The sequence below is a fragment of the Stenotrophomonas sp. SMYL41 genome (assembly GCF_036319965.1).
Lineage (GTDB): Bacteria > Pseudomonadota > Gammaproteobacteria > Xanthomonadales > Xanthomonadaceae > Stenotrophomonas > Stenotrophomonas maltophilia_R.
In genome coordinates, this window is the sequence record NZ_JAWIRX010000001.1 from 266,832 (window position 1) to 292,318 (window position 25,487).

Sequence of the window (25,487 nt, forward strand, 5' to 3'; positions counted from 1 at the left end):
GTGCACGCACCGGGACGTGTGTATCGAAACCTTTGCCTCGGTGAGCCAGCAGGGCCTGCGATCAGCTGCAAAGTCCGGGCTCGCCATCACTGTCGCTCTTCAGGATGACATCCAGGATGGCCTGGTTGCTCCACGCTGGCGATGGCGCGTCTTCGGTCCGTGTACTCGGCGCAGTGGGCTGAATCCCAGCGACCGGACAGTACGCCTGCTAGCGGGCGGCAACGGATATCAGCGTGCGCTGGACGAGTTGATCTCCCCGCACGGCCTGAATTCGCTTTCGCATCACGGCAAGAGCGGGTCAGGGGAGTTCCAATCGCAAATGACTCTCACTACACTTGCGGCATCCCACCCCTTCCGCCGCCTATGGCGGTCAGAACTCCGGCTCCCAACGTGAATTCCCCGCCCCACCTGTGCAGACCGCAGGCATTTGCCCTGAGGGTGATGTGTCCACGCTAGGCCGGGGCACGGGCAGCAGCGCGGAACGGGCCTCTCCCACGGAGGCAGGCATTCCGGAAGACGCCTCGCCAACGGGCGGGAACCTCCTTGCGAAAGCCTATGCCCGTTGGCGCGGGCCCATTCTGCGCAGCCTTGCGCGTGTCAGGGGTGCGGACGGTGAGGATGCCCTGCACGACGGTGCAGTCAAGTGGCTGGCGGCAAATCCTGCACTGGCGTCGTGCGACCAGCAAGGTGCCTATTTCCGGCGAACGGTGATGAACACCGTGGCCGATGAATATCGTGAGCACACCGCAGGCCGCCGTCTCCAGACGCTGCCGCTGGCAGATGCAGAGGATGCGGGCCAGGCCATCGCCAGCGATGAATCACAGTGCCCGTTGCAGCTCAGCGCCCAGCGGCAGCGCCTGGAGCGCCTGCGAGAAGCACTGGCCGAGCTGCCGGAGCGCCAACGCGAGGCTTTTGTGCTCTGCCGCTTCGATGGGCTGACCCAGGAAGACGTGGCTGCTCGCATGCAGATCTCCCGCCGCATGGTGGTCAAGCACCTGTCGCGAGCGGTTGCCTACTGCGAAGTGCGGGTACGCTATGCGTCTCTGGCACAGATGCAGGAACTGCATCGCCCGATCAAGGCGGGCGAGGCGTTGGCGCCTGCCATCGATGCTGATTTTCCCTGCCGATGACCGATCTCCCTTCTGCCGCAGGTTCCGACCCGTTTGCCCTGCATGAGGCGGCCGCCGCGTGGATGGTGCGGCGGCAGGATGCGGACTGGCAACCGGAAGAAGAGGCGGCCCTGCAGCACTGGCTGGCCGAGAGCGAAGCGCACCGACAGGCGTTCGCCGACGTGGCCAGAACCTGGCACGACCTGGGCCAGTTGCCGCGCCCCGTGCTGGCCTCGGACGCGCGTGCGGTGATCGCCCCAGCAGTACCTTCACCTGCCGCTCCACGCCGGGGCAGGGCGGCGCGGCGTGCACGGTCGTGGCGCCTGCCACGCGTTGCGGCGGCTGCGGCCGTGGCGATGCTGGCCTTGGGGTACGTCGGCTACGGTTGGTACACCGCGCCCAGCTACGTACAGGACGTGGTCACCGGTGCGGGCGAGATACGTGATCTTCAATTGCCGGACGGCACACGGATTTCACTCAATGCACGCAGCACGCTGGCGGTGCATTTCTATCGATCCCGTCGTGAAGTGGTACTCAGCCAGGGCGAGGCGTACTTCGAGGTCGCCCCGGCGGCCGACCGGCCCTTCACCGTCGATGCCCAGCGTAGCCGGGTGACGGTGGTCGGCACGGCCTTCAATGTGCGCAATGGCCCGGGCGAAGTCGTGGTCAAGGTGCTGCATGGGCACGTGCGGGTACAGCCGGATCGCGCAGAAGGTGCCTCGCCGGTCAGCCTGCACGCCGAACAAGGCCTGGCCGTTACCACGCTTACAGCCGCCTACCGCTCCATTGCCGCCAGCGCAGACAGCATTGGCGGCTGGCGCAACGGGCGCCTGGTGTTCCGGCGCACCCCGCTGGACGAAGTGGCGCAGGAGGTCGGGCAGTATCTGGGCCATCCCGTCACGCTGGGCCAGCCAAGGCTGAAGTTCCTGCCGGTCTCCGGCTACGCAGCCACCGATGCCCCAGCCACCTTCCTGGAGGCGCTGCCGGATCTGTTGCCCGTGCAGGTGACCCGCACTGCCCAGGGCGGCTATCGCATCGACGAACGGCCTGTTGCCCGCTGACCCCGGAACGAAAATTTCTACCGGGGCGGGTTCCCACCCCACCGCCGTTTTCCGTTTACCCCAGTGAGGCCAGTAGCGGCCAAGCATGATGGAGCGGTAATGGGGTACATGAAGATCAAGCGCGCACTTGTTGCTGGCGCGTTCTCTACGGGGGTACACGCCAAGCGACTGCCGTTGCTGGCACTGTGCATTTCCAGCGCGCTGGCAGCGCCGGCCATCGCACAGGCGCAGCCGGCTGCGCGCGTGCCGTTCAATATTCCGGCGCAACCGCTTGATGCCGCGCTGCGCCGCTTTTCCGAGCAGTCCCGGCAGCAGGTGCTGTTCAGCGAATCGGCGGTGGCGGGCCGTCGCGCCCCGGCCTTGACCGGCAGCTACACACCGCAGGAAGCACTGGCGCGCCTGCTGGAGGGCAGTGGCGTGCGTGTCAATGCCACCCGTCCGGGCGTGTTCACCCTGGCGCAGGAAGCAGCAACACCTACGCGCAGCAAGGAGGCCCAGACCACCCTGCAGACGGTGAACGTGACCGCCAACGCGCCAAGTGATGGCGCCTACACAGCACGTGAGCTGAGCCTGGGCAAGCTGGAGCAGAGCATCCGCCAGACCCCGCAGTCGGTCAGCGTGATCACCCGCCAGCAGCTGGACGACCGCAACCTCACCACGCTGGACGAGGCGCTGGCGCAGACCACGGGTGTGACCAAGACCGCCCGCAACTTCGGCAACCACAAGTTCTCGATCCGCAGCTTCACCGTGGACGACAGCAACTATCTGGTCGATGGCGTGGCCGGCATCGTCTATGCCCCGGTGGGTTGGCTGCCGATCGACACCGCGGTGCTGGAGCGGGTTGAAGTGCTGCGCGGTGCCGGTGGCATGATGCTGGGTGCGGCCGACCCCAGCGGGGCGATCAACATGGTGCGCAAGCGCCCGCGCGACCAGGCCCATCTCGATCTGGCGGCAACCGTGGGTTCGTGGGACAACTACCGCGTCGAGGTTGATGGCGGCGGCCCGCTCAATGCCGCCGGCAGCGTGCGCGGCCGACTGGTCGCCGCCTACCAGGACCGCGATTACTTCCAGCGGGGAACCTCATCGAAGACACCGGTGGCCTATGGGGTGATCGACGCCGACCTGGGTGCGGACACCACGCTGACCTTCGGCCTGCGCCACCAGGCCAGTGACACCGACGGCTACTGGCTGTTCGGCCTGCCGCGCTACACCGATGGCGGTGCGCTGGACATCAAGCGTTCCACCTCGCTCATCCAGGACTGGAACCGGCAGGAGGGCTCCGTTGAAGAAGCCTTCGCAGAAGCGGAGCACCGCTTCAACGAACGCTGGAAGGCGCGCCTGTCGGTGAACCGCACCGAATCGGACCTGGACCAGCGTGTCGCGGTTCCGCTGGGCGGGGTGGACCGCGCCACCGGCATCGGTTCGCGCTTCTATGACATCTATTTCAACCGCTCGCGCGTGCGCAGCGATGGCATCGACCTGCACACCACCGGCAGTTTTGAAGCCTTCGGCCGCAGCCATCAGGTGCTGCTGGGCGCCATGTGGTCGCGCCAGCGTACCCGCCAGAGCTCGGCGGACCTGGCCATCGACGTGCCGATCAATGTCTACGCACCCGACCACAGCGCCATTGCGCAGCCGCTCCAGCCAGCCTGGGACTGGTCAGAAAACGCCCGCGCCCAGCAGAGCGGCGTGTACAGCAATCTGCGCCTGCAGCTGGCAGAGCAGCTGCACCTCACGCTGGGTGGCCGGCTGAGCTGGGTGAAGTACCAGTCCAGCGATGGCTTCACTGGCGCCAAGAGCCGTGACTACGAACAGAAACACGAATTCACCCCGTATGCCGGCCTTGTCTACGACCTGGGTCCACAATGGTCGGTCTACGCCAGCTACGCCGACACCTTCCAGCCGCAGAGCTCGTACGTCACCGCGTCCGGCTCGGTGCTGGATCCGGCCATCGGCGCCAACTACGAGCTGGGCGTGAAGGGGGAATTGAACGATGGGCGCTTGAACCTTTCCGCTGCGGTGTTTTCCATCCGCAAAACCGGCAACGCCGTGGTGGACGAATCCGACCCGGGCAGCTGCCGTGGCTCGCTGGCGTCGTCCGATTGCTACCGCAATGGAGGCAAGCTGCGCAGCAAGGGCTTTGAATTGGAAGCCAGCGGCGAACTGGCACCGGGCTGGCAGATGATGGCGGGCTATACCCACGTCACCAGCCGCGACGATGAGGGCGCGACCATCAGCGCCGAGACACCTCGCCACCTGTTGCGCCTGTCGACGTCCTACCAGCTGCCCGGCAAGTGGAACGCGTTCTCCGTGGGTGGTGGTGTATCGGCACAGAGCAGCTACTCCTATCCGGCCTACGACGACCCGGACTGGCGCATGGGTGCAGCAGGACGTGCTGTGTGGGACCTGCGTGCCGGCTACCGGATCAATCCGCGCTGGAGCGTGGGCCTCAACGTGGCCAACCTGTTCGACACGCGCTATTACGCGATGATCAGCCAGATCCGCCGCGGCAACTTCTTCGGCGAACCCCGCAATGTAATGCTGACGCTGCGCGGCTCGCTGTGATCTTCCGCAACCGGCGGGGCAACGGCCTGCCCGTCACGGGGCAGGCATGAAGGCAGGCTTCCGGCAGAGCATGTCGTGGCTGCACACGTGGTGCGGCCTTACCTGCGGCTGGCTGCTGTGCGCGATCTTCCTGACCGGCACGCTCAGCGTGTTCCGCGAGCCGATCACGCGATGGATGGAGGCCGGCCCCGTGCCGGCCTCCTTGCCGGCGGTGGACACCGCAACGCAGGCGGTGCGTGCGCAGCACTGGCTGGCCGCAAACACCACCGATGCCCGGGCATGGCAGATCCGTTGGCCTGCGCAGCACGGCTGGCCGCTGGAGCTGTCATGGGAGGATGGCGACGGCAACGCGCACGAACGCTGGGTGGATGCCAGTACAGGCATGCCACAGCCTCCACCTCGTCTTCGGGAAACCGAAGGCGGGCGCCACTTCATGTCCTTCCATTACACCCTGCACGGTGGCATGGCCGGCTACTGGCTGGTCGGCTGGATCACCGCCTGCATGCTGCTGGCGCTGGTGTCCGGCGTGGTAGTGCATAAACGCATCTTCAAGGACTTCTTCACCTTCCGCCCGGGCAAGGGACAGCGCAGTTGGCTGGATGCGCACAACCTGAGTGCCGTGCTGACCCTGCCGTTCCTGTTCATGATCGGCTACACGGGGCTGACCTTCTTCTACAGCAGCTATCTGCCGTGGCCGGTGCACGCCGCCTATGGCGATGCGGATGGCGCCTATGCGCGCTACGAAGCCGAGCTGGCGCCTGCACCGTTGGCTCCGCCCGGCATCCTGGTATCCACCGCGCAACTGCCGGACCTGCCGCAACTGCTGGCACGCGCGCACGCCATCAGCGGGCAGCCACCGGCACTGGTCGTGATCCAGGCGCCCGGCACCGTGCACAGCGTGGTGGAGGTGATCGGCCGCAAGCCCGAGGGGGGCGCGGACAGGCATCTGCTGACCGAAGCCAGCCGGGTGACGTTCGATGCTGCCAGCGGCACGCTGTTGCAACAGCATGGCGCACGTCCGCATGCCATTGGCGCCGTACAGGTGCACGAAACCATCGAAGCACTGCACAAGGCAGATTTCGGCGGCTGGCCGATGAAGTGGCTGTACTTCATCAGCGGTCTGCTCGGCACGGCGATGATCGCCATCGGCACGCTGCTGTTCTCCATCAAGCGGCGCAAGCGCAGCGAGCATGAGTTCGGCGCGGCCACGGCGGGCATCTATCGCTGCGTGGAAGCGTTCAACGTCGCATCGCTGGCCGGGGTGGCACTGGCAAGCATCGTCTACCTGCACGGCAATCGGCTGCTGCCACTGGAAATGAGCGATCGCAGCGCATGGGAAATACGCATTTTTCTTGCTGCCTGCGCGGCCTCGGTGGCGCACGCGCTATGGCGCCCACCGCGCCTGGCCTGGATCGAGCAGTTGTGGCTGGCCGCAGCACTGTGCCTGGCACTGCCGCTGGTGAACATGGTAACCACCGGGCAGGGCGTGCTGATGTATCTGCAGCGGGGTGCATGGCAGCAGGCCGGCGTGGAGCTGGTCGCACTGGCATTCGGGTTGATGCTGGCAAGAATGGCCCTGATGTTGCAGCGCCGGTGGCCACGGGCGCAGGAGGCGGCGCGCACGGCCAAGCCTCCGGCCGGGCGGGGAGCAGCCCATCGCTGGCAGGTGGCGAGCCGTGTGCTGGCCGCCTCGCTGGGCGGCTACGTGTTCACCGCGGTTACCGCTACGGCGCTGGCGTTGTTGTTGCCCGCGCTGGTGGGGGTAAGGACGTCCGTTTCGGTCCTGGCCAGTTCACTGCTGGGGTTCGTGCTGTTCATTGCCATCGCTGTGGGCGTCTTCAGCGCCCGCAGTGTTGGGAGGGTATGGCTGAGTCTGGCGGCGGGGAGTGCCCTGATGGGGTTGCTGATGGCGATGCTGAGGGCAGGCTGAGGGCAGGGGCACTCCCGAAAAAGCACGGAGGGTGCGGAGATGCTAGTGCGAATGATTTGCGTTTGATACAATTTAACGTGAAATTAACGCCGCCGCAGCTGCCGCCTAGGGCGCACTTCCTACCGTAGGCCCTCCAATGTCCAAAATGATCCTTGCTTCCCGCGCTCCCATGCGCACCCTGTTGTCCACGTCCGTTGCGCTGATGCTGGCCTTGCCACTGGTGGGGCATGCCGAGGAGGCTTCGGCAGAATCGCCCGATGGCAGCGCCACCACCCTGGATGCGGTGCGGGTCAACGCCTATCGCACCACCACCCACACCTCCGGCGCGACCAAGACCGACACGCCGGTTGCAGAGATGGCCAAGTCGGTCTCGGTCATTGCCCGCGAGGAGCTCGATGCCCGCGGTGTGCAGAACCTCAACGAGGCGATGCGCTACGTGGCGGGCGTCGTCCTGGAGAGCGGCGGCATCGACAACCGGGTCGACGACTTCCGCATCCGTGGCTTCGACGCCGGCAGCTGGAGCAACAACGTCACCATCGACGGCATGCGTGCGCCGCAGGGTGGCCAGTGGAACCGGACCATGGTGGACAGCTGGAACCTGGACCGGGTCGAGGTGCTGAAGGGACCGTCGGCCGTCATGTATGGTCAGGTGGCTCCGGGTGGCATGGTCAACCAGGTCAGCAAGACCCCGACGCCTGACCAGCAGCAGGTGCTGCAGTTGGGTCTGGATGGGAACGGCCAGTACAGCAGCGCATTCGACCTGGGCGCGGCATCGGACGACAAGCGCCATCTGGGCCGCCTGGTGGGCCTGTATCGCGACGGTGACACGCAGATCAAGCACACCCAGCAGGAGCACTGGTTCCTGGCGCCCAGCTATACCTTCCAGATGGCCGAGCGCACGCGCCTGACGGTGCTGGGCCTTTACCAGCGCGACGACGGTGGCTCGACCTACCAGTTCCTGCCGATGGACGGCACGCTCAAGGCCACCCCCTATGGGCGCATGAAGAACACGACCTTCATTGGCGAACCGAACTGGAACACCTACGACCGCACGATCTGGACGGCCGGCTGGCTGTTCGAGCATGCCTTCAACGAGAACTGGACCCTGAGCCAGGGGGCTCGCCGCACCAACGTGGAATCGACCTTCCGCACCGTGGTGACCAATGGTGGCCTGAACCCGGATGGCCGCACGCAGAAGCGACGTGCCACCTGGGGCGAGGGGGACTCCCAGGGCGACACCATCGACACTCGTGTGACCGGCAAGTTCCAGACCGGCTCGGCTGAACACACGCTGCTGGTGGGCGTGGACTGGCAGAAGGCCGATTGGGACGCGGCACGCGGTGCGATGCGTGATCCGGCGCCGATCGACATCTTCAATCCGGTCTACACCGGCTATGTTCCGGTCACCAACAGCATCAGCTACTCGGGAGGCGTCAACCGCCAGACGGGTGCCTACCTGCAGGATCAGATCGCGCTCGACAAGTGGCGCTTCACCGTGGGTGGCCGTTACGACTGGACCAAGGACGACACCTGGACGCAGTCGTACACCGTGGCTACGAATCGCTACGGCGCACGCGCGCCGAGCCGCATCAAGAACGAAGCCTTCAGCGGCAACGCTGGCATCCTGTTCGTGGCTGACAACGGCCTGACCCCGTATCTGAGCTATGCGGAGTCCTTCCAGCCGGCAGGCAGCACGGCGACCCAGTCTTTCGACCGGACGCCGTTCGACCCGATCACCGGCAAGCAGTGGGAAGTGGGCGTGAAGTATCAGCCGTCTGGATTCGACGGCCTGATCACGCTTTCGGCCTACGATCTGCGCCAGCAGAACATCCTCACCAACGACCCTGATCCCAGCCACAACACCTGCGGCACGACTGGGTCCAGCCAGTGCCAGGTCCAGGATGGCGAAGGCCGCGTACGTGGCGTAGAGCTGGAAGGCCGCGTCACCCCGCTCGACGGCTTCAGCGTGATCGGTGCCGCATCGTGGATGGACTCGGAAGTCACCAAGAGCAACAACGGATATCAGGGCAAGCAGTTGGCGATGGTTCCGGACTGGACCGCTGCACTGTGGGGTGACTACACCTTCCAGGGCGGGGCACTCGCGGGCCTGAGCCTTGCCGCAGGCGTCCGCTACAACGGCGAAAGCTACGGTGACAGCGCCAACGTCTACCTGATTCCGTCCTACACGATGTGGGATGCGGCGATCCGCTACGACGTGGGCGCGATCGGGCGTGTGGGCACGCAGTTCGCGCTCAACGTCAGCAACCTGACGGACAAGCGTTTCGTGACCACGTGCAGCGGCGTCTCCTCCTGCTTCTTCGGCACGGGACGCACGGTCACGGCCACCGCCCGGTTCACCTGGTAACCCTTTTGCCCCGTGACCGGCCAGCCAGGTCACGGGGCTTTCGTATGAGACTTCCAGAATGTCAGTTGTGATGGCGTTGCTGGCCTCAGCCACGGGTGTGGTAGGGGCGTGGCTGTTCTACCTGGCGTCACCGAAACAGCAGTGGCGGCGCGCCGGACCTTGGCCTGTCCGTGGGAAATGGATTCCCGGCAGCATCTTGTCGCTGGTCTCGCTTGCCTTGTTCCTGTCTTTGATGGGAAGTGGTGCGGCCTTCTTCACCTGGTTGACGATTCTGATGCTGGTCTGGTCAGTGGCGCCGTTCCTGGGCGTCTGGCGTGGCCGTCGAGGTGGAGGCCCGCATGGCCAAGCCTGACAAGCTGCAGAGCCGCCACTGGTTCGGAAAGATGTGCGCAGGCGTACTCCTGGGCTTCGGGCTCTCCCTGGCCTTGTCCGGCCTGTTCGCGTGGTTCGGCCCCGGCGGCATCGATGGTGGGGGCGGCAAGGCCCAGTTCAACATGTGGCTGGTCGCGCTGCTGTGGGCGCCCCTCCTGTCATTCGTCTTCCTTTTCCGTAGCAGCGCAAGCGCCTGGCTGTGGCTGGGTGCTGCCAACCTGGTCGCCTTTGGCGCACTCTGGCTGGCGCGAAGCCAGCTGGGCTGATTGGACCCCGCATGAAGATCCGCAACGACATCATCAAGGTCTACAAGGACGTGCACATCTGGGTCGGGATCTTTGCCGGCCTGATGCTGTTCATTGCCTTCTATGCCGGCTCGATCACCATGTTCGAGAAGCCGCTGGAACGATGGGCAACGCCGCCGTCCGCGCTGTCTGCGCCGGTCCCGATGGAACGTGCACCTGACCTGCTGGCGGCGGTGCTCAAGAAGCATCCGGAAGCCGCGAAGAACTACAGCGTGATGGTGCAGACATCACCTGAAGCGCCTGCCCGCGTGATCTGGCGGGTACGTGGCGACAAGCCACGGCAGTTCACTGAGTTTGGCGCAAGCTTTGACGAGAAGGGCCACCTCCAGGTGGAGCAGCTGCGCAAGGCACCAGTGGCGCAGCTTGTCGACACCTTGCATCAGTTCGTCGGCCTGCCGTTCCCGGATGCGGTTTCGCGCCCCGTCATGGGCATCATTGCGCTGATGTATGCCGTGGCACTGATCTCCGGCGTCATCGTGCTGCTACCGACGCTGGTGAAAGACTTCTTCGCCGTGAGGGTAGGCAGGAACATCAAGCGCATGTGGCTGGATGTGCACAACGCGCTGGGCATTGTCAGCCTGCCGTTCCACCTGATCATGGCCGTGACCTGCGTGGTATTCGCGTTCCACGATCAGATCTACGACATCCAGGACAAGGTGGTCTATCCCAACGGCATCCAATGGGGCGAAGAGCACGATGCCAGGCCCGCTCCGGGCGCCCAGCCTCTGCCTGCTCCTGCACTGCTGGAAAAGGTAAAGGCACAACTGCCGGGCTTTGAGGTCTACAGCCTGGGCTTCCAGCAGAAGGGGAGTGTGGTCGAGGGGCGTGTGACCGGCCTGGATATCCGTTACGGGACGCGTGCCCGCACGTACATGAGCACCCATCTCGATCCCTACACCGGCGTGGTGGACACGCATGATCTGCCCGGGCACATGGATGGCTGGGATACGGCGGTCAATGCCTTCTTCATGCTTCATTTCGGCAGCTTCGGCGGAAACCCGGTGCGCTGGATGTACCTGTTGCTTGGACTCGGCGGCGCAATCGTGTTCTACACCGGCAACCTGCTGTGGATCGAATCACGACGCAGGAAGCAGCGCGATGCCAACCTGCCGGCGCAGAAGCGATCCACTCGCGTGCTGGGATCCTTGACGATCGGCGTGTCCCTGGGCTGCGTAACCGGCATCTCGGCGACACTGGCCGCCACCAAGTGGCTCCCTGGGCTGGTGGCCAATGTTTCGGCATGGCACGAAGGCATCTACTATGCGGCCTTCCTGCTGGCAGTCGCCTGGGCATTCCTGCGTGGGGCCGCGCGCTCCGCTTACGAGCTGCTGTACGCTGGCGCCATGGTGACGGCACTGATTCCGGTCGGCAGCCTTGCAGCATTGGTCGGCGTGCCAGGCACCTGGAACCATTCAAGTGCCGGCGTGGCTGTGGACGCGACCGCAATGATCGCCGCTCTCGTTCTCTGGCAGCTGGCGAGGCGTTCCAGGAAGCGCGCAAACACGGGTCACATGGACAGCGTTTGGGCCATCGACGGAAAGGCAACCACAAGGGCAGTGCACACCCAGGCGGCCGGGGAGTAGATCCGCCCCTGAAACGATTGCCAAGGCGGGCAGGTAGGCATTGGATGGAAAAACAGCCGTTGCCCAAGGCACCTTGGACGCGGCAAGATTTCGACCCGGCCATGAACAGGCCTGAACGGCCCGCTCTTCAGTTCGGCGAGGCACGTGTCATGGGTACTTTGCACGTACCAGGTACGCCGCATTCACGGCCACCGACACCCGCGCTCACCACACTGCCCCTTCCTTACACACGAAGGGGTGAGACATGGCCACCTGTGATGTCTGCGGCAACAACTACGACAAGAGCTTCACTCTGCAGCAGGGCGGACGCAGCGGAACCTTCGATTCGTTCGAGTGCGCGATCCATGCATTCGCGCCACGCTGCGCACATTGCGACTGCGCGGTTATCGGGCACGGCGTTGAAGGAAAGGGCCAGATCTTCTGCTGTGCACATTGCGCCGGTCATGCCGGTGTACAGGGTGTAGCGGACCGGGCCTGAGCCGCCTCATTTCCTTGCTGCAGATTGCTTGGAGATCAGCGATGAAAGTCGGGCGACCCGGGCTGCGCCCGAGTCCGCCAGCACTGCCAGTGCACGCCGTTTCTGGGAGGGCATCGCCGCCACGGCTTCCAATGCCACCACGACCTCGAACTCCCTGGCGTTGGCGTCCAGCGCCGTGGCGAGGACACACGAGTCGGCCGTCATGCCAGTGAGCCAAAGTCGGTGTACTCCCAACTTGGCCAGCAGGATCGGCAAGGGACTGGCGAGGAACGCCGAGTGCTTGGGCTTGAGCACGAAATAGTGGCCGGGCAGGGGGGAGAGGGCTGTGGCAATTCGGGCAGCCGGCCCCCCGTCCTGCTGGCACTGCTCCACTTGCTGGCGGAAATCCCGCTTCCAATCCGAGAAGTTGTCATTGGCATAGATGACTGGCCACCCCTGGTCATCGAAGTGATCCCTCAGGCGCCGGATCTGCCGGGCCGCCTTTTCTGCCGCTGGCGCCAGGGCGTCCGCACCCGGGAAGTCGAAACGACTGAACATGTCGATGATCAGCAGGGCGGTAGAAGGGGGGCGTACCATGCCTCAATCTCCTGTCTGGGCATGCGGCGCTTCGACCGGCTTGGACTGTGGCGAATCCTTCTGGCGCAGGAAGATGGTCAGCACAACCAGAGACAGCACGGCCAGAAACTCACTTTGCCAGTTCTGCATGGATTCAAACCAGAACGTGCTGCTGGCCAGGTGCTCGAGAAAGCCCGGCACTGGCAGGCCCTGCAGCTGCTGCTCGGCCTGCTCGGCTCGCCAGCTTCCCAATGCGTGCAGCGTAAAGCTGGTCAGGAACAACAGGCCGAAGGCGATGGCAAGCGAATGGCCATAGATGATCTTCCATGCGCCACCACGCCTGACGGGCCAGGGCGTGGGCCCCGGCTCGACGCGATTCTGTTCCTGCGCAGGATCCAGCGGCCGAGATTCGGCCGAGCCACGCTGGCGCAGGCTCACCGTCAGCAGCACGTACATCCCCATCTGCAGGAATTCGCTTTCCCAGTTCTCGAATGTGGCGCTGACAAAGTGCCCGGTCGCCAGGTAATGCCAGAGATCGATCGGCGCGCGTCCGTGCTGCATCAGCTCCTGGTTGTGCACGTGATGTCCCGCAACTGCCTGCCCACCGATGAATACGATGGTGAGCACGAGCAGCACCAGCGAGAGACCGTTGCGTTTCCACATGCAACACCTCGTTCAGGCTGTTCCAATGGCCGTGATGAAGCTTGCGCCGCCAGCGGGCCATGAGCTGTGAACCCGGCGCATCCAGGATGTGAGGCGGACTCAACGCTTGCCTGTTGGATCGGGATCAGGGCGCTCGTAATCCTCGGGTACGGCCTTGGGGCCATCGCCGTCGTCAGGCATGTCGTGCTCCTTCCACTTGGCCCGGTCATTGCGCCGCTTGTCCGGCGTATGTGCCTTCGACTGATCGTCCACATCCGTGGTCGGATTGAAAGGAAGCTTGTCGTTCACGGAGGGCTCCTGCGGCGGAAACCTGCACCCTGCACCGGGCTGGGTTAACGCCACGACGCCGCAGAATGAACGCCGCGCACACCGAGATGTCACCGCGGCGGGATGGCGGCCTTGCGATGCTGGAGATCCGAACTCCTGGAGACGCACGATGCAGGCATTGACCTACCACGGCCGCAAGGATGTACGTGTCGAGACCGTGCCGGACCCGGTACTGGCCGCAGACGACGACCTGATCCTGCGTGTCACCGCTACCGCCATCTGCGGCTCCGATCTGCATCTGTATCGCGGCAAGATTCCCGATCTGCACGACGGCGATGTGCTGGGCCACGAGTTCATGGGCATCGTGGAGGAGGTCGGCAGCGGGGTGACCCAGGTGAAGCCAGGTGATCGTGTTGTCATTCCCTTCGTGATCGCCTGTGGTGAGTGCTTCCACTGTCGGCTGGCCGAGTATGCCGCCTGCGAAACCACCAACCCGGGCAAGGGCGCCGCGCTGAATCAGAAGGGCCTTCTGCCGCCGGCCGCGCTGTTCGGATACAGCCATCTGTATGGCGGAGTTGCCGGTGGCCAAGCGGAGTTCGTGCGCGTGCCCAAGGCGAATGTGGGTCCGCTACGTATTCCGGAAGGCGTTGCCGACGAGCAGGTCCTGTTCCTGTCTGACATCCTCCCCACCGGCTACCAGGCCGCGCTGAACGCAGGGGTGAAGCCGGGCTCAACGGTGGCCATCTTCGGTGCGGGCCCGGTCGGGCTGATGAGCGCGGCCTGCTGCCGCCTGCTGGGGGCCGAGACGATCTTCATGATCGATCATCTTCGGTACCGCCTTGACTATGCGCGCCGGGCCTACGGGGTGACCCCCATTGATTTCAACGAGATTGACGATCCGGCCGATTTCATTCTTGCCCAAACCAGTGGGCGGGGCGTGGATGCGTGCATCGAGGCGGTAGGTTTCGAGGCCGAGGGCAGTGCGCTGGAGTCAGCGTTGACCGCTGTAAAGCTGGAAGGCAGCAGCGGCGTGGCGATCCGGCAATGTATTGCAGCCGCACGCCGCGGTGGCGTGGTCAGTATTCCAGGTGTCTACGCCGGCTTCATCCATGGATTCCTGTTGGGCGACGCGTTCGACAAGGGGCTGACGTTCAAGATGGGGCAGACCCATGTGCAGGGACTGATGCCGGAACTGCTCGACGCAATCATGGAAGGAAAGCTGGACCCGGGTGACATCATCTCGCACCGGATGCGCCTGGCCGATGCAGCGCAAGGCTATGCAATGTTTGATGCCAAGGACGACGACTGCCGCAAGATCGTATTGACACCCTGAGCATGCCGCAATGAGCGCGATCGTCATGGCATGCGTCTATGCGCTCTGGTTGGCCGCCGGTTGGCTCGACTTCCATTTCCACCGGCGTACCGACCTGCCGCACACCTCTGCGTTGCGGGAAAGCGCATTGCACGGGCTGCAGCTACTGCTGATTGGCAGTGGCGTGCTGGCATGGCTCCTGCTGGAGAATACCCGGTCACTCGTCGCGCTCCTGGCGCTTCTGGTCATCGCACACGCGATCACCGGCTATTTCGACACCGTCAGCGCGGACGGTCGCCGGCGTATCAGTCCGGCGGAGCAGCACGTGCACAGCGTGCTCGATGCCGCGCCTTGGGTTCTGCTGGGCTGGGTCGGCTGGCACGCGCAGCCGCGGTGGTCGCTGAGCGTGGATCCTGCGGTGCTTGAGGCCTGGTGGCTCGTTCTGTTGCCGGCGGTGGTACTGGTGGTGCTGCCATGGCTGTGGGAATTTCAGCAGTGCCTGTGCGTGAGGCAGCAACGGCGTGGGACAGGTGCGTGAGGATCACTGCGCAGGGCATTCATGTGCTCGCCACACCTCCAAGACAGTGATGTGACCGCCTGCCGCCTACGTTCATGACATGTCTTCATTGCAGAAGCCCTCATGCAGGATGTGACGCCGCCATCATCGTTGATCAACCGCGCCCGCCAGGTACTCGTCCAGCAGCCTGAACTGCCATTGCCGGGATGCGGGCAGACACTGGATCGTTGGAGGGCGCTTGCGGCGTTGGGGGGCGAAGATCTCTGCCTGGCCAAGGTGCTGGAGGCACACTACGACGCGCAGGCGATCATGGCCGAGTTGAAGGCCCCGTCGGCTGCCGAAGGCCAGCTGTGGGCGGTGTGGGCCGCAGAGGGTCCGGCGAGCACACTTCGCATCGACGCAGAGGGCAGGCTGCGCGGGGACAAGCCCTGGTGTTCGGGCAGCGCCTGGGTGGATGCCGCATTGGTCACGGTTCGCAGTGCTCAGGGGGTGTGGCTATGCCAGGTCGCGGCGGAGCACTGGACGACGCTGTCGGGTGAACCATGGCCCGCCGTCGGCATGGCCGGGATTCCGTCCACCACCGTGCGCTTTGATGCCGCGCCGATGGTGATACTGGGCGCGCGCGATGACTATCTGCAGCGACCGGGCTTCTGGCATGGAGGCGCGGGTATTGCGGCGGTCTGGTTTGGCGCAGCGGTCGCGCTGGCCGAGCGCATGCGATCCGCCTGCGCCGAGGGAAATCGTGCACGTCTACTGGGCGAAGTGGACCTCGCGTTGGCGCCGGCTGCGGCGCTGCTTCGCGAACTGGCGACAAGCATCGATGCCGAGCCCGAATCGGCGCATCGCGAGGACGTGGTGCGGGTACGTTGCGTGGTCGAGCGTGCAGCTACGCGCGTGCTGGATCTGGCGGGTCGGGCCCTGGGCCCGGCGCCCATGTGCCTGGAAGACGCCCATGCCCACCGCTGCGCGGACCTGGCCGTGTTCCTTCGCCAGAACCACGCCGACCGCGATTGGGAATGGTTGGGTGGGCAGCGGGCGGCCCAGGAGGCGACATGGGCGCTGTAGCCAAAGCACCGCTGCAAGGCGAAGGAACCCAGGAGCAGGCATGGCTGCGCTGTAATTGGCTCTGGCAGCAGCCGATCACACCGGCAAGCGCACTGTGCACCGGGCATGACCGCCTGGTAGTGGTCGCGCCGCATCCGGACGACGAGATCCTCGGTTGCGGCGGGCTGCTCCATCACGCAGTGGGGCAGGGCATGGATGTGAGCGTCGTTGCAGTGACGGATGGCGAAGCATGCTATCCGGGCGAGCCGTGGTGGACGCCAGAGCGCCTGCGGTCGGCACGACGGGCGGAGCTTGCCGCGGCACTTCGCGAACTCGGCATCGGGGCCGGCTCGGTGTTTCATCTGGGCATCTCCGACGGCGCGGTCAGCGCGCACGAACAGGGCCTGGAAGGCTGGCTGCAACAGCATCTGCAGCCGCGCGACCTGGTCCTCGCGCCCTGGCGGTTTGATGGCCACCCCGACCATGAAGCGGCAGGGCGTGCTGCCTGCAGCGCTGCGCGGGCAGTGGGTTGCCGCCGGCTGGAGTACCCGGTATGGGGATGGCACTGGCTGGATCCGGCCTGCGCACATATGGCGTGGGAGGTCCCCAGGCTGGTCGACATCTCAGCCGTGGCGGCCGCGAAACGAAACGCGATCGCCCAGTTCCGGACGCAGACGGGCGAAGTGCCGGAGCTGAACAGCCCTCCGGTGCTGCCCGCGCATGTACTGGCCCGGTTTTTCCGAACCTACGAGGTATTCCTTGCATGAGCGCACAGCCGTACTTTGATGAACTGCATGAGCAGGAGGACCCCTTCGGCTACCGCAGCCGCTGGTATGAAGAGCGCAAGCGTGCACTGCTGCTGGCAAGCCTGAGCCAGCGTCAATTCAACCGTGGCTGGGAGCTGGGTTGCTCCAATGGCGTGCTGACCGAGGCCCTGGCCGCCCGCTGCGAGCGCTTGCTGGCGACCGACATAAGCCCGCGAGCGGCATTCCAGGCCCGCCGCAACCTGGCCCACCTGCCGCACGTGCAGGTCCACTGCGCCAGCCATCCTGAGCAATGGCCGCCGGGCCGCTTCGATCTGATCGTCTGCGGCGAGATGGGCTACTACCTGGGAGCCGGCGCACTGCGTGAGCTGCGCGCCGGTATCGGGGAAGCACTTCGCGATGACGGGCTGCTGGTGGCCTGCCATTGGCTGCCTTCGTTCCCGGGACGCGCGAGCCGCACCGAAGTCGTGCATCGATACCTGGGTGAAGGCCTGCAGGAAGCCTTCCACTATCGCGACGCAGACTTCGTACTGCAGGGGTGGACGCGCGGCGCGATGTCGTTGGCCCGTCTGGAGGGCCTGCGGTGATAGGCGTGCTGGTTCCGGCCCACAACGAGGCAGCCAGCATCGAGCGGTGCCTGCAGTCGATCAGGAGGGCGGCCCTGAATCCTGGCCTGGGCGGTGAAGCGGTGGAGGTGATTGTTGCGCTGGACGACTGCTCGGACGCCACGGAATTCATCTGCGGCCAACAGCGGGTCGATACGCTGCGGTTGGATGCACGCTGCGTCGGCATCGCCCGGGCCGCGGCCGCCGCTGAACTGCTGGGGCGGGGTGCGAGGTGGCTGGCGAGCACGGACGCAGACAGCGAGGTGCCCGCGGAGTGGTTGGTTGCACAGCTTGAGGGGCGCTGGGACGCTTTCTGTGGGCTGGTGGACATTGCAACGACCTGTAGCGCCGAGGAGCGCCTGCGCAAGGCGTTCCGGAGGCGGCAGCAATGGGGGGACGATCATGGGCGTATCCACGGTGCGAACCTGGGTGTTTCCGCACAGGCCTATCGTGCGGCAGGCGGCTTTGCGCCACTGCACTGCGGGGAGGACGTCCAGCTGGTGAGGACATTGCAGCGCCTCGGCGCTGATGTGCGATGGGCCGGTGCGCCCGTGGTCATGACCAGTGCGCGCCTGGCAGGCCGCGCGGCAGGAGGGTTTTCAGCCTACCTGGCGGAGATGGGAGTGGCGGGATCCGCCTCGGCGGCAGGCCGGCCGATCGTACTGGCCTGACGATCGGCCGTTCTGGCGCGCCGTGGCAGGCAACAGCGGAAATGCGGTGACGTCCCCAGCTCACCGGGCAAAGTGTGCCCAGTTCACGTTTGGCGTTTGCGGTCTCTCAACCGCACCGCCCTTGGACTGGAATCGATCAGCGGGGTCACCCGGTTCCTGTTGCCAGGACCGGCCGCATCTTCCCACCCAAGCGCCCGGACACTGGAACAGCCGGGTGTCCAGGCAGCACAGTCAGTGCGTGGCCGAAGAGGTGCAGGTGTTACCCACCACATGTTGAACGGCTTGCTGCAACTGGTCGATGTGGAACGGCTTGGCCACAAAGGCCGCACGCCGGTGGCGCTGTGGGACCAGCTGGTCATACACCGCAGAGACAAACAGGAAGGGGATGCCGAGCTCGGCCAGCCGATCGGCAACGGGAAAGACCACACCGTCACGAAGCTCCACATCCAGAACGGCGCCATCAAACGTCTGTGTTTCCAGCAGACCCATCGCATCAAACACGCTGTAGGCATGGGTCACCTGGCCACCGCCGTCTTCCAGCGCTTGCTCCATCAGCGCGGCCAGGTCGAACTGGTCTTCCACCAGCAGCAGGTTGCATCGGTGCTGGTTCGTATCGCGTTGCATGCATGAATGCCTGTCTTGCCTGGGGAGCTGCAGTGTGTGCTGCGCAGCATCAACGCCGCGAGTGTGGAATGTCAGCCCGGTGCGAAGCCACGCAGGTGGCACTGCTGCCGTCGATGTGGCGTGGAAAGAGGCCCGGCGTTTCTTGACGGCGTTTTGGCAGGGGCCATGGATTACTGCCGCCAACTTCGGCAATGGAGCTTCTGACATGCATCGCCCTGATCCTGCTTCGCCACGTGTGCTCCGTGTTGAGAGCATGTCACTGGACTGCGGCGGTGCCGCCGTGGTTGCAGAGCTGGACCGCACACCTGAACGGGCGTGGATGAAGTCGTTGAAGCGAGCCCTTCAGGCTGACAACGTTCTGGACGGCGCGCAGGCCAAGTTTGATGGCCGCTTCGTGTACGTCGTGGGCATGGAAGAGAGCGGGCATCGCGTCCAGCATCGCGTGGTGCAGGCGCTGGTGTCGGCGGAACCGGGGCGGGACCCGGCCAGGCTCAAGGGTTTCCCGGGTGCGGCACTCTCCGGTTCGGTGACCGCCTGAGTGCGGCCAGGCCACAGCTCAACGCAGCCTCCACACGGATCTCACCGCGCGTACGATCCGCGTAGCTAAGGTAGCGCTGTCTGCAGCAACCGGTGGTGTCATGCCCCTTCGTGCGATTGCCTATGTGAGTGAAGCCTCCCGCAACCTGACCGCAGAGCGGCTGCAGCAGCTTGTGGCGGAGGCAGTGCTGTTCAATGAATCTGTCGATGTCACCGGCACGCTGTTGTTCGATGGCTCGCGCTTCCTGCAGTATCTGGAGGGCCCGGAGTCCGGGGTCAATGCGGCATACGCGCGCATTCTGGCGGCCAGCAGCCACAGCGGGATGGTCGAACTCAACCGGGGCAGGCTGGGACGGCGACAGTTTCCGCACTGGCGGATGAACTGCGTGAGGGTGGATGAGCTGGCCCTTGGAAAAATCGCCATTTCCGACTGGACGGGTTTCGTGCGCGGCGGGTCGATGCTCGCCCTTGGGACCAGCGCGCTCGATCGGCTGCAGTGGGTGGCGCAGTCGCCTTCGGAAGGCGGGGGCGGCAGGTTGCTGGAACCGGACGGCCCGACGGCGCGATGAACGCAGTGCCTTCCCCGAATGCGCCAGGCCTGATACGCATCGGCTGCGCCGGCTGGTCGTTGTCGCGGGCTGGGCAGGCAGCCTTCGGCGCAGGCGCCAGCGTCCTGCAGCGCTATGCCACCCGCTTGCCCATGGTGGAGATCAACTCTTCCTTCTACCGTCCCCATCAGGCCGGAACGTATGCGCGGTGGGCCGCGAGCGTGCCAGGCGGTTTCCGCTTCGCTGTGAAGCTGCCACGCACGATCAGTCATGAACGCCGGCTGCGCAACGCGATGCAGCCGCTGGAGCAGTTCCTCGGCGGCGTGATGGCGCTGGGTGACAAGCTGGGTCCGCTGTTGCTTCAGCTACCGCCCAGCCTGGAATACGACCCAGCGACAGTGGCGGAGTTCCTGCAGGGCCTGCGTGTACGCACCACGCGTGATGTCGCCTGTGAGCCACGCCATCCCAGTTGGTTCACCCCGGAAGTGGACGCCCTGCTGAGTGACCATGGTGTCGCCCGGGTTGCGGCAGACCCTGCACGGGTGCCAGCGGCGGCGATTCCCGGCGGAGACCGCACGTGGAGCTACTGGCGCTGGCACGGGCAACCGCAGATCTATCGGAGCGCTTACAGTGAGCAGGTGCTTGAGGGCCTGGCACAGCAGCTGCAGCGTGAATCCGATGCGCAACGTCCCATCTGGTTCGTGCTGGACAATACCGCGCTGGGACGCGCCTCCGGCAACGCCCTGCGCCTGCAGGCCCTGTTGCGTGAGCCTGCGCATGCCTGAGGGCCCGTCCATCGTCCTGCTTCGGGAGGCTGCGGCTCACTTCAGGGGGCACGTGGTACGCGCCGTATCGGGGAACAGCCGGATCGACCTGTCATCGCTGCAGGGCCGCAGGGTCAAGGCGGTCCGCAGTTGGGGCAAGCACTTCCTGCTGGAGTTCAGCCGCCAGACCCTGCGCATCCATCTGATGATGTTCGGCAGCTGGCGCATCGACGAACGGAAGCCAACCCCGGCGCGGGTATCCCTGGTGCTCGACAATGGGGAGCTGAACTTCTATGCCTGTTCCGTAAAGCTTATCGGCGAGCCACTGGACGACGTCTACGACTGGCGCGCGGACGTGATGAACGATGCCTGGGATCCGAAGCTGGCCCGGCGCAAGCTGAAGGCAATGGTGGACGTCCTGGTCTGCGACGCGCTTCTGGACCAGACCGTCTTCGCCGGCGTGGGCAACATCATCAAGAACGAGGTGCTGTTCCGCATAGGCGTGCATCCGGCCACCCGCCTGGGTAACCTGCCGCCACGCAAGCTCACCGCCTTGATCACGCAGGCACGCGCCTACAGCTTCGATTTCCTGGAGTGGAAGCGCCGCTTCGAGTTGAAAAAGCACTGGCAGGTACACACACGCAGGATCTGCCCGTCGTGCGGCGGCCCGGTCAGCAAGCTTTACATGGGGACCACCCGGCGGCGCACCTTCTTCTGCCCGAACGACCAGGTGCTGTACGAACCCTGAGGCCGCCTTCCTTGGCGGCCGGTATGCCAGCAACGTGGCTCAGGCAGCCTGCGCCGCCTTGGCATTGCCGCCACCCTTGGCCAGCAGGGTCAGCTTTTCATCGGTCGCCTTCTCTTCCTCCAGCGTCTCCAGCAGCAAGGGGAGGGCATCCTTGTAGCCCAGCTGTTTGGCCAGCGCGGCGATGGTGCCGTAGGACGCAATCTCGTAGTGCTCGACCTTCTGTGCGCCACCGATCAGTGCGGCATCACGCACAGGGCCCTTGTCGATGCTGTCGATCACTTCCTTGCCTTCTTCCACCAGTCCCTCCATCGCGGCGCATTTGATGCGCTTCAGGCGGATCCCAAGTACCTCCACCACCTGGTCGATGCGCTCGATCTGGCCTTGGGTTTCTTCCAGGTGCGTTTCGAAGGCCGCCGCCAGATCCGGGTTGTCGGCCGCACGGGCCAGGCGTGGGAGAGCCTTGGTCAGCTGCTTCTCGGCGCTGTAGATGTCCGAGAGTTCGTGGATGAACAAGTCTTCCGCCGTCTTGATAGCCATAGTGAGCTCCGTGGTGGATGGAGCACTGAAAATAGGTCCAACCCGGTTGCGATCAGGCGCGTGGCAAGTGAAGACGGCATGTGAGCTCCTGCGGGACCCTACGCACAGTCTTCACGAATGGGGTGCCTGCCGCTTTTCGGCTGGCCGGTGATGGAACCGGCCTTTGCGCTGCCGCAACGGCAACGGGTCATATTCGTGATGCAGCGGCACAACGCCAGCCGCAGGCACGATGACGTTCGTCTACAGGCTGGGTGAGGGGTTGAAGGGCTGGGCAGTGCCCGACGAGATCAACGGCGAAGCAACGCGGCGTCAAACTTTCACCACCATCAGCGGGGTGGGGGTGTTCGGGGTCGGCCGCGACGGCGCCAGGCCATCACCTGGCCAACCACCGCCGTCAACAGCAACATCGCGTTGGTCACCACGAAGACGGTGCTGCCCAGCATCGCGCTGTACACCGTAAACAGCGCGGACGCCGTCATCTGGCCCACGAACAGCCACTTCGATACCGCCTCGGGGTTCGGCGACTGCCACTGTTTCACCATCTGCCGGATCAACGTCGCCATCAGGACCGCCGTGGCGACCCAGCCAAGTACATCGGGGTGCATGATTGCCTCCCATCGTCCAGATTGCCCACGCTAGCCCTTGGTCGGGCAACGGCGTAGGAAGGGGACGTGAAGGCAGCATTCCGCCTCCGGCGCCCTCACACCATTCACCCCGCAGCGGCGAGAATGTCGCATCGGCGTGCCATGCACGTCGCGCCCACCGACTGCAGGAATGCTGAGATGTCCAACACCCCCTTTGGTGAATCGTCATGCGCTGCCGCCGCCAGCGGTTGCGTCGAGGTGCGTGGTGCACGCGAGCACAACCTCAAGAATGTCGATGTCTCCATCCCGCGCAATGCACTGGTGGTGTTCTCCGGCGTATCAGGTTCCGGAAAGTCATCGTTGGCTTTCGGTACCGTCTTCGCTGAGGCGCAGCGGCGTTACTTCGAGTCCGTTGCGCCCTACGCACGCCGCCTGATCGATCAGGCGGGCGTGCCCGATGTGGACGCCATCGATGGCCTGCCGCCGGCAGTGGCCCTGCAGCAGCAGCGCGGCGCCAGCAATGCGCGCTCATCGGTGGGCAGCGTCACCACCCTGTCCAGCCTGGTGCGCATGATGTACTCGCGTGCGGGGGCGTACCCGGCCAACCAGCCCATGCTGTACGCCGAGGACTTCTCACCCAACACGCCCCAGGGCGCCTGCAGCACCTGCCATGGCCTGGGGCATGTCTACGAAGTGACCGAAGCGCTGATGGTTCCGGACCCCTCGCTGAGCATCCGCGAGCGCGCCATCGCCTCCTGGCCGCCGGCCTGGCATGGCCAGAACCTGCGCGACATCCTGGTCACGCTGGGCTACGACATCGACGTGCCGTGGAAGAAGCTGCCGAAGAAGGACCGCGACTGGATCCTGTTCACCGAGGAAGCGCCCAGCGTGCCCGTCTATGCCGGGTTCACGCCCGCCGAGACCCGTGCCGCGCTGAAACGCAAGCAGGAGCCCAGCTACATGGGCACCTATACCGGCGCGCGGCGTTACGTGCTGCACACCTTTGCCAACACCCAGAGCGCGCTGATGCGCAAGCGCGTTTCGCGCTACATGGAAGGCCGGTTGTGCCCGGCCTGTCACGGAAAACGCCTGAAACCGGAGGCGCTCTCGGTCACCTTTGCCGGCGTGGATATCGGCGAGTTCATGCGGCTGCCGCTGGATCAACTGGCGGCGCTGCTGGGGCCCATCGCGCAAGGCGACTTCAGTGCCCACAGCACCGGCGCGCGTACCAGCAGGAGCGCGACACCCCGCGATCGCGCCCGTCGGGCCGCGAGTGGCCAGGCGACCCACGAGGGTGCCCCCGACGTGCGGCTGACCTCCGCCCTGTCGGAAGAGAAGCGCCTGGCAGCACAACGACTGGCAGGCGGGGTCATGGCCCGTGTACGGCAATTGCGTGACCTGGGCCTGGGGTACCTCTCGCTGGACCGGGCGACGCCAACCCTGTCGGCCGGCGAACTGCAGCGCCTGCGGCTGGCCACGCAGCTCAGCTCGCTGCTGTTTGGCGTGCTGTACGTGCTTGATGAACCCTCGGCCGGCCTGCACCCGGCCGACAGCCAGGCGTTGTACGACGCGCTGGAGCGCTTGCGCGACGGCGGAAACTCGGTGTTCGTTGTTGAACACGATCTGGAGCTGATGCGCCGCGCGCAGTGGCTGGTGGATGTTGGGCCAGAGGCGGGCGAGCACGGTGGCCAGGTCCTCTACAGTGGCGAGCCCGACGGCCTGCGCCAGATCCAGGGGTCGCGTACGGCGCAGTATCTGTTCGGCCAGGTGCCCGCACCCGCCAGCCGGCAGCGCAACGCCAGCAGCTGGCTGGAACTGAAGGGCATCCACCGCCACAACCTGCGGGGCGTGGACGCACAGGTGCCATTGGGGCTGTTGACCGCAGTGACCGGCATTTCCGGATCGGGCAAGTCCAGCCTGATGGCGCAGGCGCTGCCCGAGCTGTTGCTGCTGCACCTCGGGCATGAGCCCGCGGACGACAGTGCCGACAGCGCACCCTCTGACGGGCCAACCGTGATTGAAACGACGCGGGGCACATTGGCGGGCGATGTAGACGCCATCCAGCGGGTGGTGCAGGTCGACCAGAAGCCCATCGGACGCACGCCACGCTCCAACCTGGCCACCTACACCGGCTTGTTCGATCACGTGCGCAAGCTGTTCGCCGCGACACCCGCCGCGCGCCGCCGCCGTTTCGATGCGGGGCGCTTCTCGTTCAACGTGGCCAAGGGCCGGTGCGAGACCTGCGAAGGCGAGGGTTTCGTCAGCGTCGAACTGCTGTTCATGCCCAGCGTCTACGCGCCGTGCCCCACCTGCCACGGTGCGCGATACAACGAAGCGACGCTGAAGGTGCAGTGGAACGGCCGCAACATCGCCGAGGTCCTGCAGATGACGGTGGACCAGGCGCATGCGTTCTTCAGCGAGGAAGAGGTCATTGCCCGGCCGCTGCAGTTGCTGCAGGAGATCGGCCTGGGCTATCTGAGGCTGGGCCAGCCGGCCACGGAACTTTCAGGCGGCGAAGCGCAGCGCATCAAGCTGGCCACAGAGCTGCAGCGCAGCCAGCGCGGGCGCACGCTGTACGTGCTGGACGAGCCCACCACCGGCCTGCATGCGTCGGACGCGGACAGGCTGCTGGTGCAGCTGCAGCGGCTGGTGGACGCGGGCAATACGGTGGTGATGATCGAGCATGACATGCGCGCGGTTGCGCAGGCGGACTGGGTAATTGATGTCGGGCCTGGCGCAGGCGGGGCAGGGGGCACCATCGTGGCGAAGGGCACGCCGCAACAGGTGGCTCGGGCCAAGGGCAGCAGGACGGCGCCGTTCCTGGCGCGGGAGCTGGCTTCCGCGTAGCGCCGAGCCATGCTCGGCTGTCGATTTCCGCCGCATCGAGCCTCCCAAGTAGCGGGTGCTGCGAACTCCAGTCCAGCCATGGCACCGGAAGGACAACATCGAGGCCGCGCTTCCAGATCTCGACTTGACCGA

26 protein-coding genes are annotated in these 25,487 nt (G+C 65.3%); 20 read left to right on the forward strand and 6 right to left on the reverse strand.

Annotated features, from left to right (window positions below; translation table 11 throughout):
- The first annotated feature begins 443 nt into the window (after window positions 1-443).
- The 9 genes from V3B30_RS01205 (at window position 444) to V3B30_RS01245 (ending at window position 11,768) form a co-directional block, all read left to right on the forward strand.
- Window positions 444-1,130 (forward strand): sigma-70 family RNA polymerase sigma factor, encoded by a 687-nt coding sequence (locus tag V3B30_RS01205; protein ID WP_262082543.1) that lies wholly within the window; start codon window positions 444-446, stop codon window positions 1,128-1,130.
- Window positions 1,127-2,170 (forward strand): FecR domain-containing protein, encoded by a 1,044-nt coding sequence (locus V3B30_RS01210; protein WP_262082544.1) that lies wholly within the window; start codon window positions 1,127-1,129, stop codon window positions 2,168-2,170. The genes V3B30_RS01205 and V3B30_RS01210 overlap by 4 nt, the downstream gene beginning before the upstream one ends.
- A gap of 108 nt (window positions 2,171-2,278) precedes the next feature.
- Window positions 2,279-4,735 carry a TonB-dependent siderophore receptor gene (locus V3B30_RS01215; protein WP_262082545.1) on the forward strand — a complete coding sequence of 819 codons (2,457 nt, stop codon included), beginning with the start codon at window positions 2,279-2,281 and terminating at the stop codon, window positions 4,733-4,735.
- A 46-nt stretch (window positions 4,736-4,781) separates the two neighbouring features.
- A complete protein-coding gene (locus tag V3B30_RS01220; protein WP_262082546.1) occupies window positions 4,782-6,665 on the forward strand; it encodes a PepSY-associated TM helix domain-containing protein in 1,884 nt (627 codons plus the stop codon).
- A 169-nt stretch (window positions 6,666-6,834) separates the two neighbouring features.
- Window positions 6,835-9,030, forward strand: a complete 2,196-nt coding sequence (locus V3B30_RS01225) for a TonB-dependent siderophore receptor (RefSeq protein WP_100472390.1) — start codon at window positions 6,835-6,837, stop codon at window positions 9,028-9,030.
- A 70-nt stretch (window positions 9,031-9,100) separates the two neighbouring features.
- Window positions 9,101-9,382, forward strand: coding sequence for a hypothetical protein (locus tag V3B30_RS01230; protein WP_262082547.1), 282 nt, complete (start codon window positions 9,101-9,103; stop codon window positions 9,380-9,382).
- On the forward strand, window positions 9,369-9,668 hold the full coding sequence (locus V3B30_RS01235; protein WP_071227836.1) for a hypothetical protein: 300 nt from the start codon (window positions 9,369-9,371) through the stop codon (window positions 9,666-9,668). The genes V3B30_RS01230 and V3B30_RS01235 overlap by 14 nt, the downstream gene beginning before the upstream one ends.
- Before the next feature lie 11 nt (window positions 9,669-9,679).
- On the forward strand, window positions 9,680-11,290 hold the full coding sequence (locus V3B30_RS01240) for a PepSY-associated TM helix domain-containing protein (protein WP_262082548.1): 1,611 nt from the start codon (window positions 9,680-9,682) through the stop codon (window positions 11,288-11,290).
- Between the two features lie 244 nt (window positions 11,291-11,534).
- Window positions 11,535-11,768 (forward strand): hypothetical protein, encoded by a 234-nt coding sequence (locus tag V3B30_RS01245; RefSeq protein WP_049422290.1) that lies wholly within the window; start codon window positions 11,535-11,537, stop codon window positions 11,766-11,768.
- Between the two features lie 6 nt (window positions 11,769-11,774).
- On the opposite strand, the gene V3B30_RS01250 is transcribed toward V3B30_RS01245, so the two are convergent.
- From V3B30_RS01250 to V3B30_RS01260, 3 genes are all read right to left on the reverse strand, one after another.
- The gene (locus V3B30_RS01250) at window positions 11,775-12,344 is read right to left on the reverse strand and encodes an isochorismatase family cysteine hydrolase (protein WP_100472383.1); all 570 of its coding nucleotides are present in this window, start codon (window positions 12,342-12,344) and stop codon (window positions 11,775-11,777) included.
- Between the two features lie 3 nt (window positions 12,345-12,347).
- Window positions 12,348-12,986, reverse strand: a complete 639-nt coding sequence (locus tag V3B30_RS01255; protein ID WP_262082549.1) for a DUF6766 family protein — start codon at window positions 12,984-12,986, stop codon at window positions 12,348-12,350.
- Window positions 12,987-13,085: 99 nt separating this feature from the next.
- Complete coding sequence (locus V3B30_RS01260) at window positions 13,086-13,274, reverse strand: hypothetical protein (protein WP_005409707.1); 189 nt, start codon at window positions 13,272-13,274, stop codon at window positions 13,086-13,088.
- A 148-nt stretch (window positions 13,275-13,422) separates the two neighbouring features.
- On the opposite strand from V3B30_RS01260, the gene V3B30_RS01265 reads away from it, so the two are divergent.
- The 6 genes from V3B30_RS01265 to V3B30_RS01290 all read left to right on the forward strand — a co-directional run bounded on the left by V3B30_RS01265 (window position 13,423) and on the right by V3B30_RS01290 (window position 18,166).
- Window positions 13,423-14,586, forward strand: a complete 1,164-nt coding sequence (locus V3B30_RS01265) for a zinc-dependent alcohol dehydrogenase (RefSeq protein WP_262082674.1) — start codon at window positions 13,423-13,425, stop codon at window positions 14,584-14,586.
- Between the two features lie 10 nt (window positions 14,587-14,596).
- Window positions 14,597-15,103: a hypothetical protein gene (locus tag V3B30_RS01270; RefSeq protein ID WP_262082550.1), complete on the forward strand. Its 507-nt coding sequence runs from the start codon at window positions 14,597-14,599 to the stop codon at window positions 15,101-15,103.
- Window positions 15,104-15,205: 102 nt separating this feature from the next.
- Entirely contained in the window at window positions 15,206-16,147 is a 942-nt protein-coding gene (locus V3B30_RS01275) for an acyl-CoA dehydrogenase (protein WP_262082551.1), read from the forward strand.
- Window positions 16,135-16,893 (forward strand): PIG-L family deacetylase, encoded by a 759-nt coding sequence (locus V3B30_RS01280; RefSeq protein WP_262082552.1) that lies wholly within the window; start codon window positions 16,135-16,137, stop codon window positions 16,891-16,893. The genes V3B30_RS01275 and V3B30_RS01280 overlap by 13 nt, the downstream gene beginning before the upstream one ends.
- Window positions 16,890-17,477 (forward strand): class I SAM-dependent methyltransferase, encoded by a 588-nt coding sequence (locus V3B30_RS01285; protein WP_262082553.1) that lies wholly within the window; start codon window positions 16,890-16,892, stop codon window positions 17,475-17,477. Before V3B30_RS01280 ends, V3B30_RS01285 begins: the two co-directional genes overlap by 4 nt.
- Complete coding sequence (locus V3B30_RS01290; protein WP_262082554.1) at window positions 17,474-18,166, forward strand: glycosyltransferase; 693 nt, start codon at window positions 17,474-17,476, stop codon at window positions 18,164-18,166. Before V3B30_RS01285 ends, V3B30_RS01290 begins: the two co-directional genes overlap by 4 nt.
- Before the next feature lie 231 nt (window positions 18,167-18,397).
- Here the strand turns inward: V3B30_RS01290 and V3B30_RS01295 are convergent, their stop codons facing one another.
- Window positions 18,398-18,790, reverse strand: coding sequence for a response regulator (locus V3B30_RS01295; RefSeq protein ID WP_100472367.1), 393 nt, complete (start codon window positions 18,788-18,790; stop codon window positions 18,398-18,400).
- Window positions 18,791-19,109: 319 nt separating this feature from the next.
- Between V3B30_RS01295 and V3B30_RS01300 the strand changes: the two genes are divergently transcribed.
- The 4 genes from V3B30_RS01300 (at window position 19,110) to V3B30_RS01315 (ending at window position 21,387) form a co-directional block, all read left to right on the forward strand.
- Complete coding sequence (locus V3B30_RS01300; protein ID WP_262082675.1) at window positions 19,110-19,328, forward strand: hypothetical protein; 219 nt, start codon at window positions 19,110-19,112, stop codon at window positions 19,326-19,328.
- Between the two features lie 100 nt (window positions 19,329-19,428).
- Window positions 19,429-19,896: a BLUF domain-containing protein gene (locus tag V3B30_RS01305; protein ID WP_262082555.1), complete on the forward strand. Its 468-nt coding sequence runs from the start codon at window positions 19,429-19,431 to the stop codon at window positions 19,894-19,896.
- Window positions 19,893-20,660, forward strand: coding sequence for a DUF72 domain-containing protein (locus tag V3B30_RS01310; RefSeq protein ID WP_262082556.1), 768 nt, complete (start codon window positions 19,893-19,895; stop codon window positions 20,658-20,660). Before V3B30_RS01305 ends, V3B30_RS01310 begins: the two co-directional genes overlap by 4 nt.
- Entirely contained in the window at window positions 20,653-21,387 is a 735-nt protein-coding gene (locus V3B30_RS01315) for a DNA-formamidopyrimidine glycosylase family protein (protein WP_262082676.1), read from the forward strand. The genes V3B30_RS01310 and V3B30_RS01315 overlap by 8 nt, the downstream gene beginning before the upstream one ends.
- A 39-nt stretch (window positions 21,388-21,426) precedes the next feature.
- Here the strand turns inward: V3B30_RS01315 and V3B30_RS01320 are convergent, their stop codons facing one another.
- Window positions 21,427-21,924, reverse strand: a complete 498-nt coding sequence (locus V3B30_RS01320) for a ferritin-like domain-containing protein (protein ID WP_180834663.1) — start codon at window positions 21,922-21,924, stop codon at window positions 21,427-21,429.
- Between the two features lie 326 nt (window positions 21,925-22,250).
- Complete coding sequence (locus tag V3B30_RS01325; protein ID WP_262082677.1) at window positions 22,251-22,532, reverse strand: hypothetical protein; 282 nt, start codon at window positions 22,530-22,532, stop codon at window positions 22,251-22,253.
- A gap of 174 nt (window positions 22,533-22,706) precedes the next feature.
- On the opposite strand from V3B30_RS01325, the gene V3B30_RS01330 reads away from it, so the two are divergent.
- On the forward strand, window positions 22,707-25,355 hold the full coding sequence (locus V3B30_RS01330; protein ID WP_262082557.1) for an excinuclease ABC subunit UvrA: 2,649 nt from the start codon (window positions 22,707-22,709) through the stop codon (window positions 25,353-25,355).
- Window positions 25,356-25,487: the final 132 nt, after the last annotated feature.

Bases quoted from the DNA above. Each gene is read 5' to 3' on its own strand.
- V3B30_RS01220 (WP_262082546.1), top strand. From the start codon at position 4,782: ATGAAGGCAGGCTTCCGGCAGAGCATGTCGTGGCTGCACACGTGGTGC.
- V3B30_RS01330 (WP_262082557.1), top strand. From the start codon at position 22,707: ATGTCCAACACCCCCTTTGGTGAATCGTCATGCGCTGCCGCCGCCAGC.
- V3B30_RS01250 (WP_100472383.1), bottom strand. From the start codon at position 12,344: ATGGTACGCCCCCCTTCTACCGCCCTGCTGATCATCGACATGTTCAGT.
- V3B30_RS01320 (WP_180834663.1), bottom strand. From the start codon at position 21,924: ATGGCTATCAAGACGGCGGAAGACTTGTTCATCCACGAACTCTCGGAC.
- V3B30_RS01230 (WP_262082547.1), top strand. From the start codon at position 9,101: ATGGCGTTGCTGGCCTCAGCCACGGGTGTGGTAGGGGCGTGGCTGTTC.
- V3B30_RS01235 (WP_071227836.1), top strand. From the start codon at position 9,369: ATGGCCAAGCCTGACAAGCTGCAGAGCCGCCACTGGTTCGGAAAGATG.
- V3B30_RS01275 (WP_262082551.1), top strand. From the start codon at position 15,206: ATGCAGGATGTGACGCCGCCATCATCGTTGATCAACCGCGCCCGCCAG.
- V3B30_RS01285 (WP_262082553.1), top strand. From the start codon at position 16,890: ATGAGCGCACAGCCGTACTTTGATGAACTGCATGAGCAGGAGGACCCC.
- V3B30_RS01315 (WP_262082676.1), top strand. From the start codon at position 20,653: ATGCCTGAGGGCCCGTCCATCGTCCTGCTTCGGGAGGCTGCGGCTCAC.
- V3B30_RS01225 (WP_100472390.1), top strand. From the start codon at position 6,835: ATGCGCACCCTGTTGTCCACGTCCGTTGCGCTGATGCTGGCCTTGCCA.
- V3B30_RS01300 (WP_262082675.1), top strand. From the start codon at position 19,110: ATGAAGTCGTTGAAGCGAGCCCTTCAGGCTGACAACGTTCTGGACGGC.
- V3B30_RS01270 (WP_262082550.1), top strand. From the start codon at position 14,597: ATGAGCGCGATCGTCATGGCATGCGTCTATGCGCTCTGGTTGGCCGCC.
- V3B30_RS01305 (WP_262082555.1), top strand. From the start codon at position 19,429: ATGCCCCTTCGTGCGATTGCCTATGTGAGTGAAGCCTCCCGCAACCTG.
- V3B30_RS01280 (WP_262082552.1), top strand. From the start codon at position 16,135: ATGGGCGCTGTAGCCAAAGCACCGCTGCAAGGCGAAGGAACCCAGGAG.
- V3B30_RS01295 (WP_100472367.1), bottom strand. From the start codon at position 18,790: ATGCAACGCGATACGAACCAGCACCGATGCAACCTGCTGCTGGTGGAA.
- V3B30_RS01210 (WP_262082544.1), top strand. From the start codon at position 1,127: ATGACCGATCTCCCTTCTGCCGCAGGTTCCGACCCGTTTGCCCTGCAT.
- V3B30_RS01245 (WP_049422290.1), top strand. From the start codon at position 11,535: ATGGCCACCTGTGATGTCTGCGGCAACAACTACGACAAGAGCTTCACT.
- V3B30_RS01240 (WP_262082548.1), top strand. From the start codon at position 9,680: ATGAAGATCCGCAACGACATCATCAAGGTCTACAAGGACGTGCACATC.
- V3B30_RS01265 (WP_262082674.1), top strand. From the start codon at position 13,423: ATGCAGGCATTGACCTACCACGGCCGCAAGGATGTACGTGTCGAGACC.
- V3B30_RS01310 (WP_262082556.1), top strand. From the start codon at position 19,893: ATGAACGCAGTGCCTTCCCCGAATGCGCCAGGCCTGATACGCATCGGC.
- V3B30_RS01215 (WP_262082545.1), top strand. From the start codon at position 2,279: ATGAAGATCAAGCGCGCACTTGTTGCTGGCGCGTTCTCTACGGGGGTA.
- V3B30_RS01255 (WP_262082549.1), bottom strand. From the start codon at position 12,986: ATGTGGAAACGCAACGGTCTCTCGCTGGTGCTGCTCGTGCTCACCATC.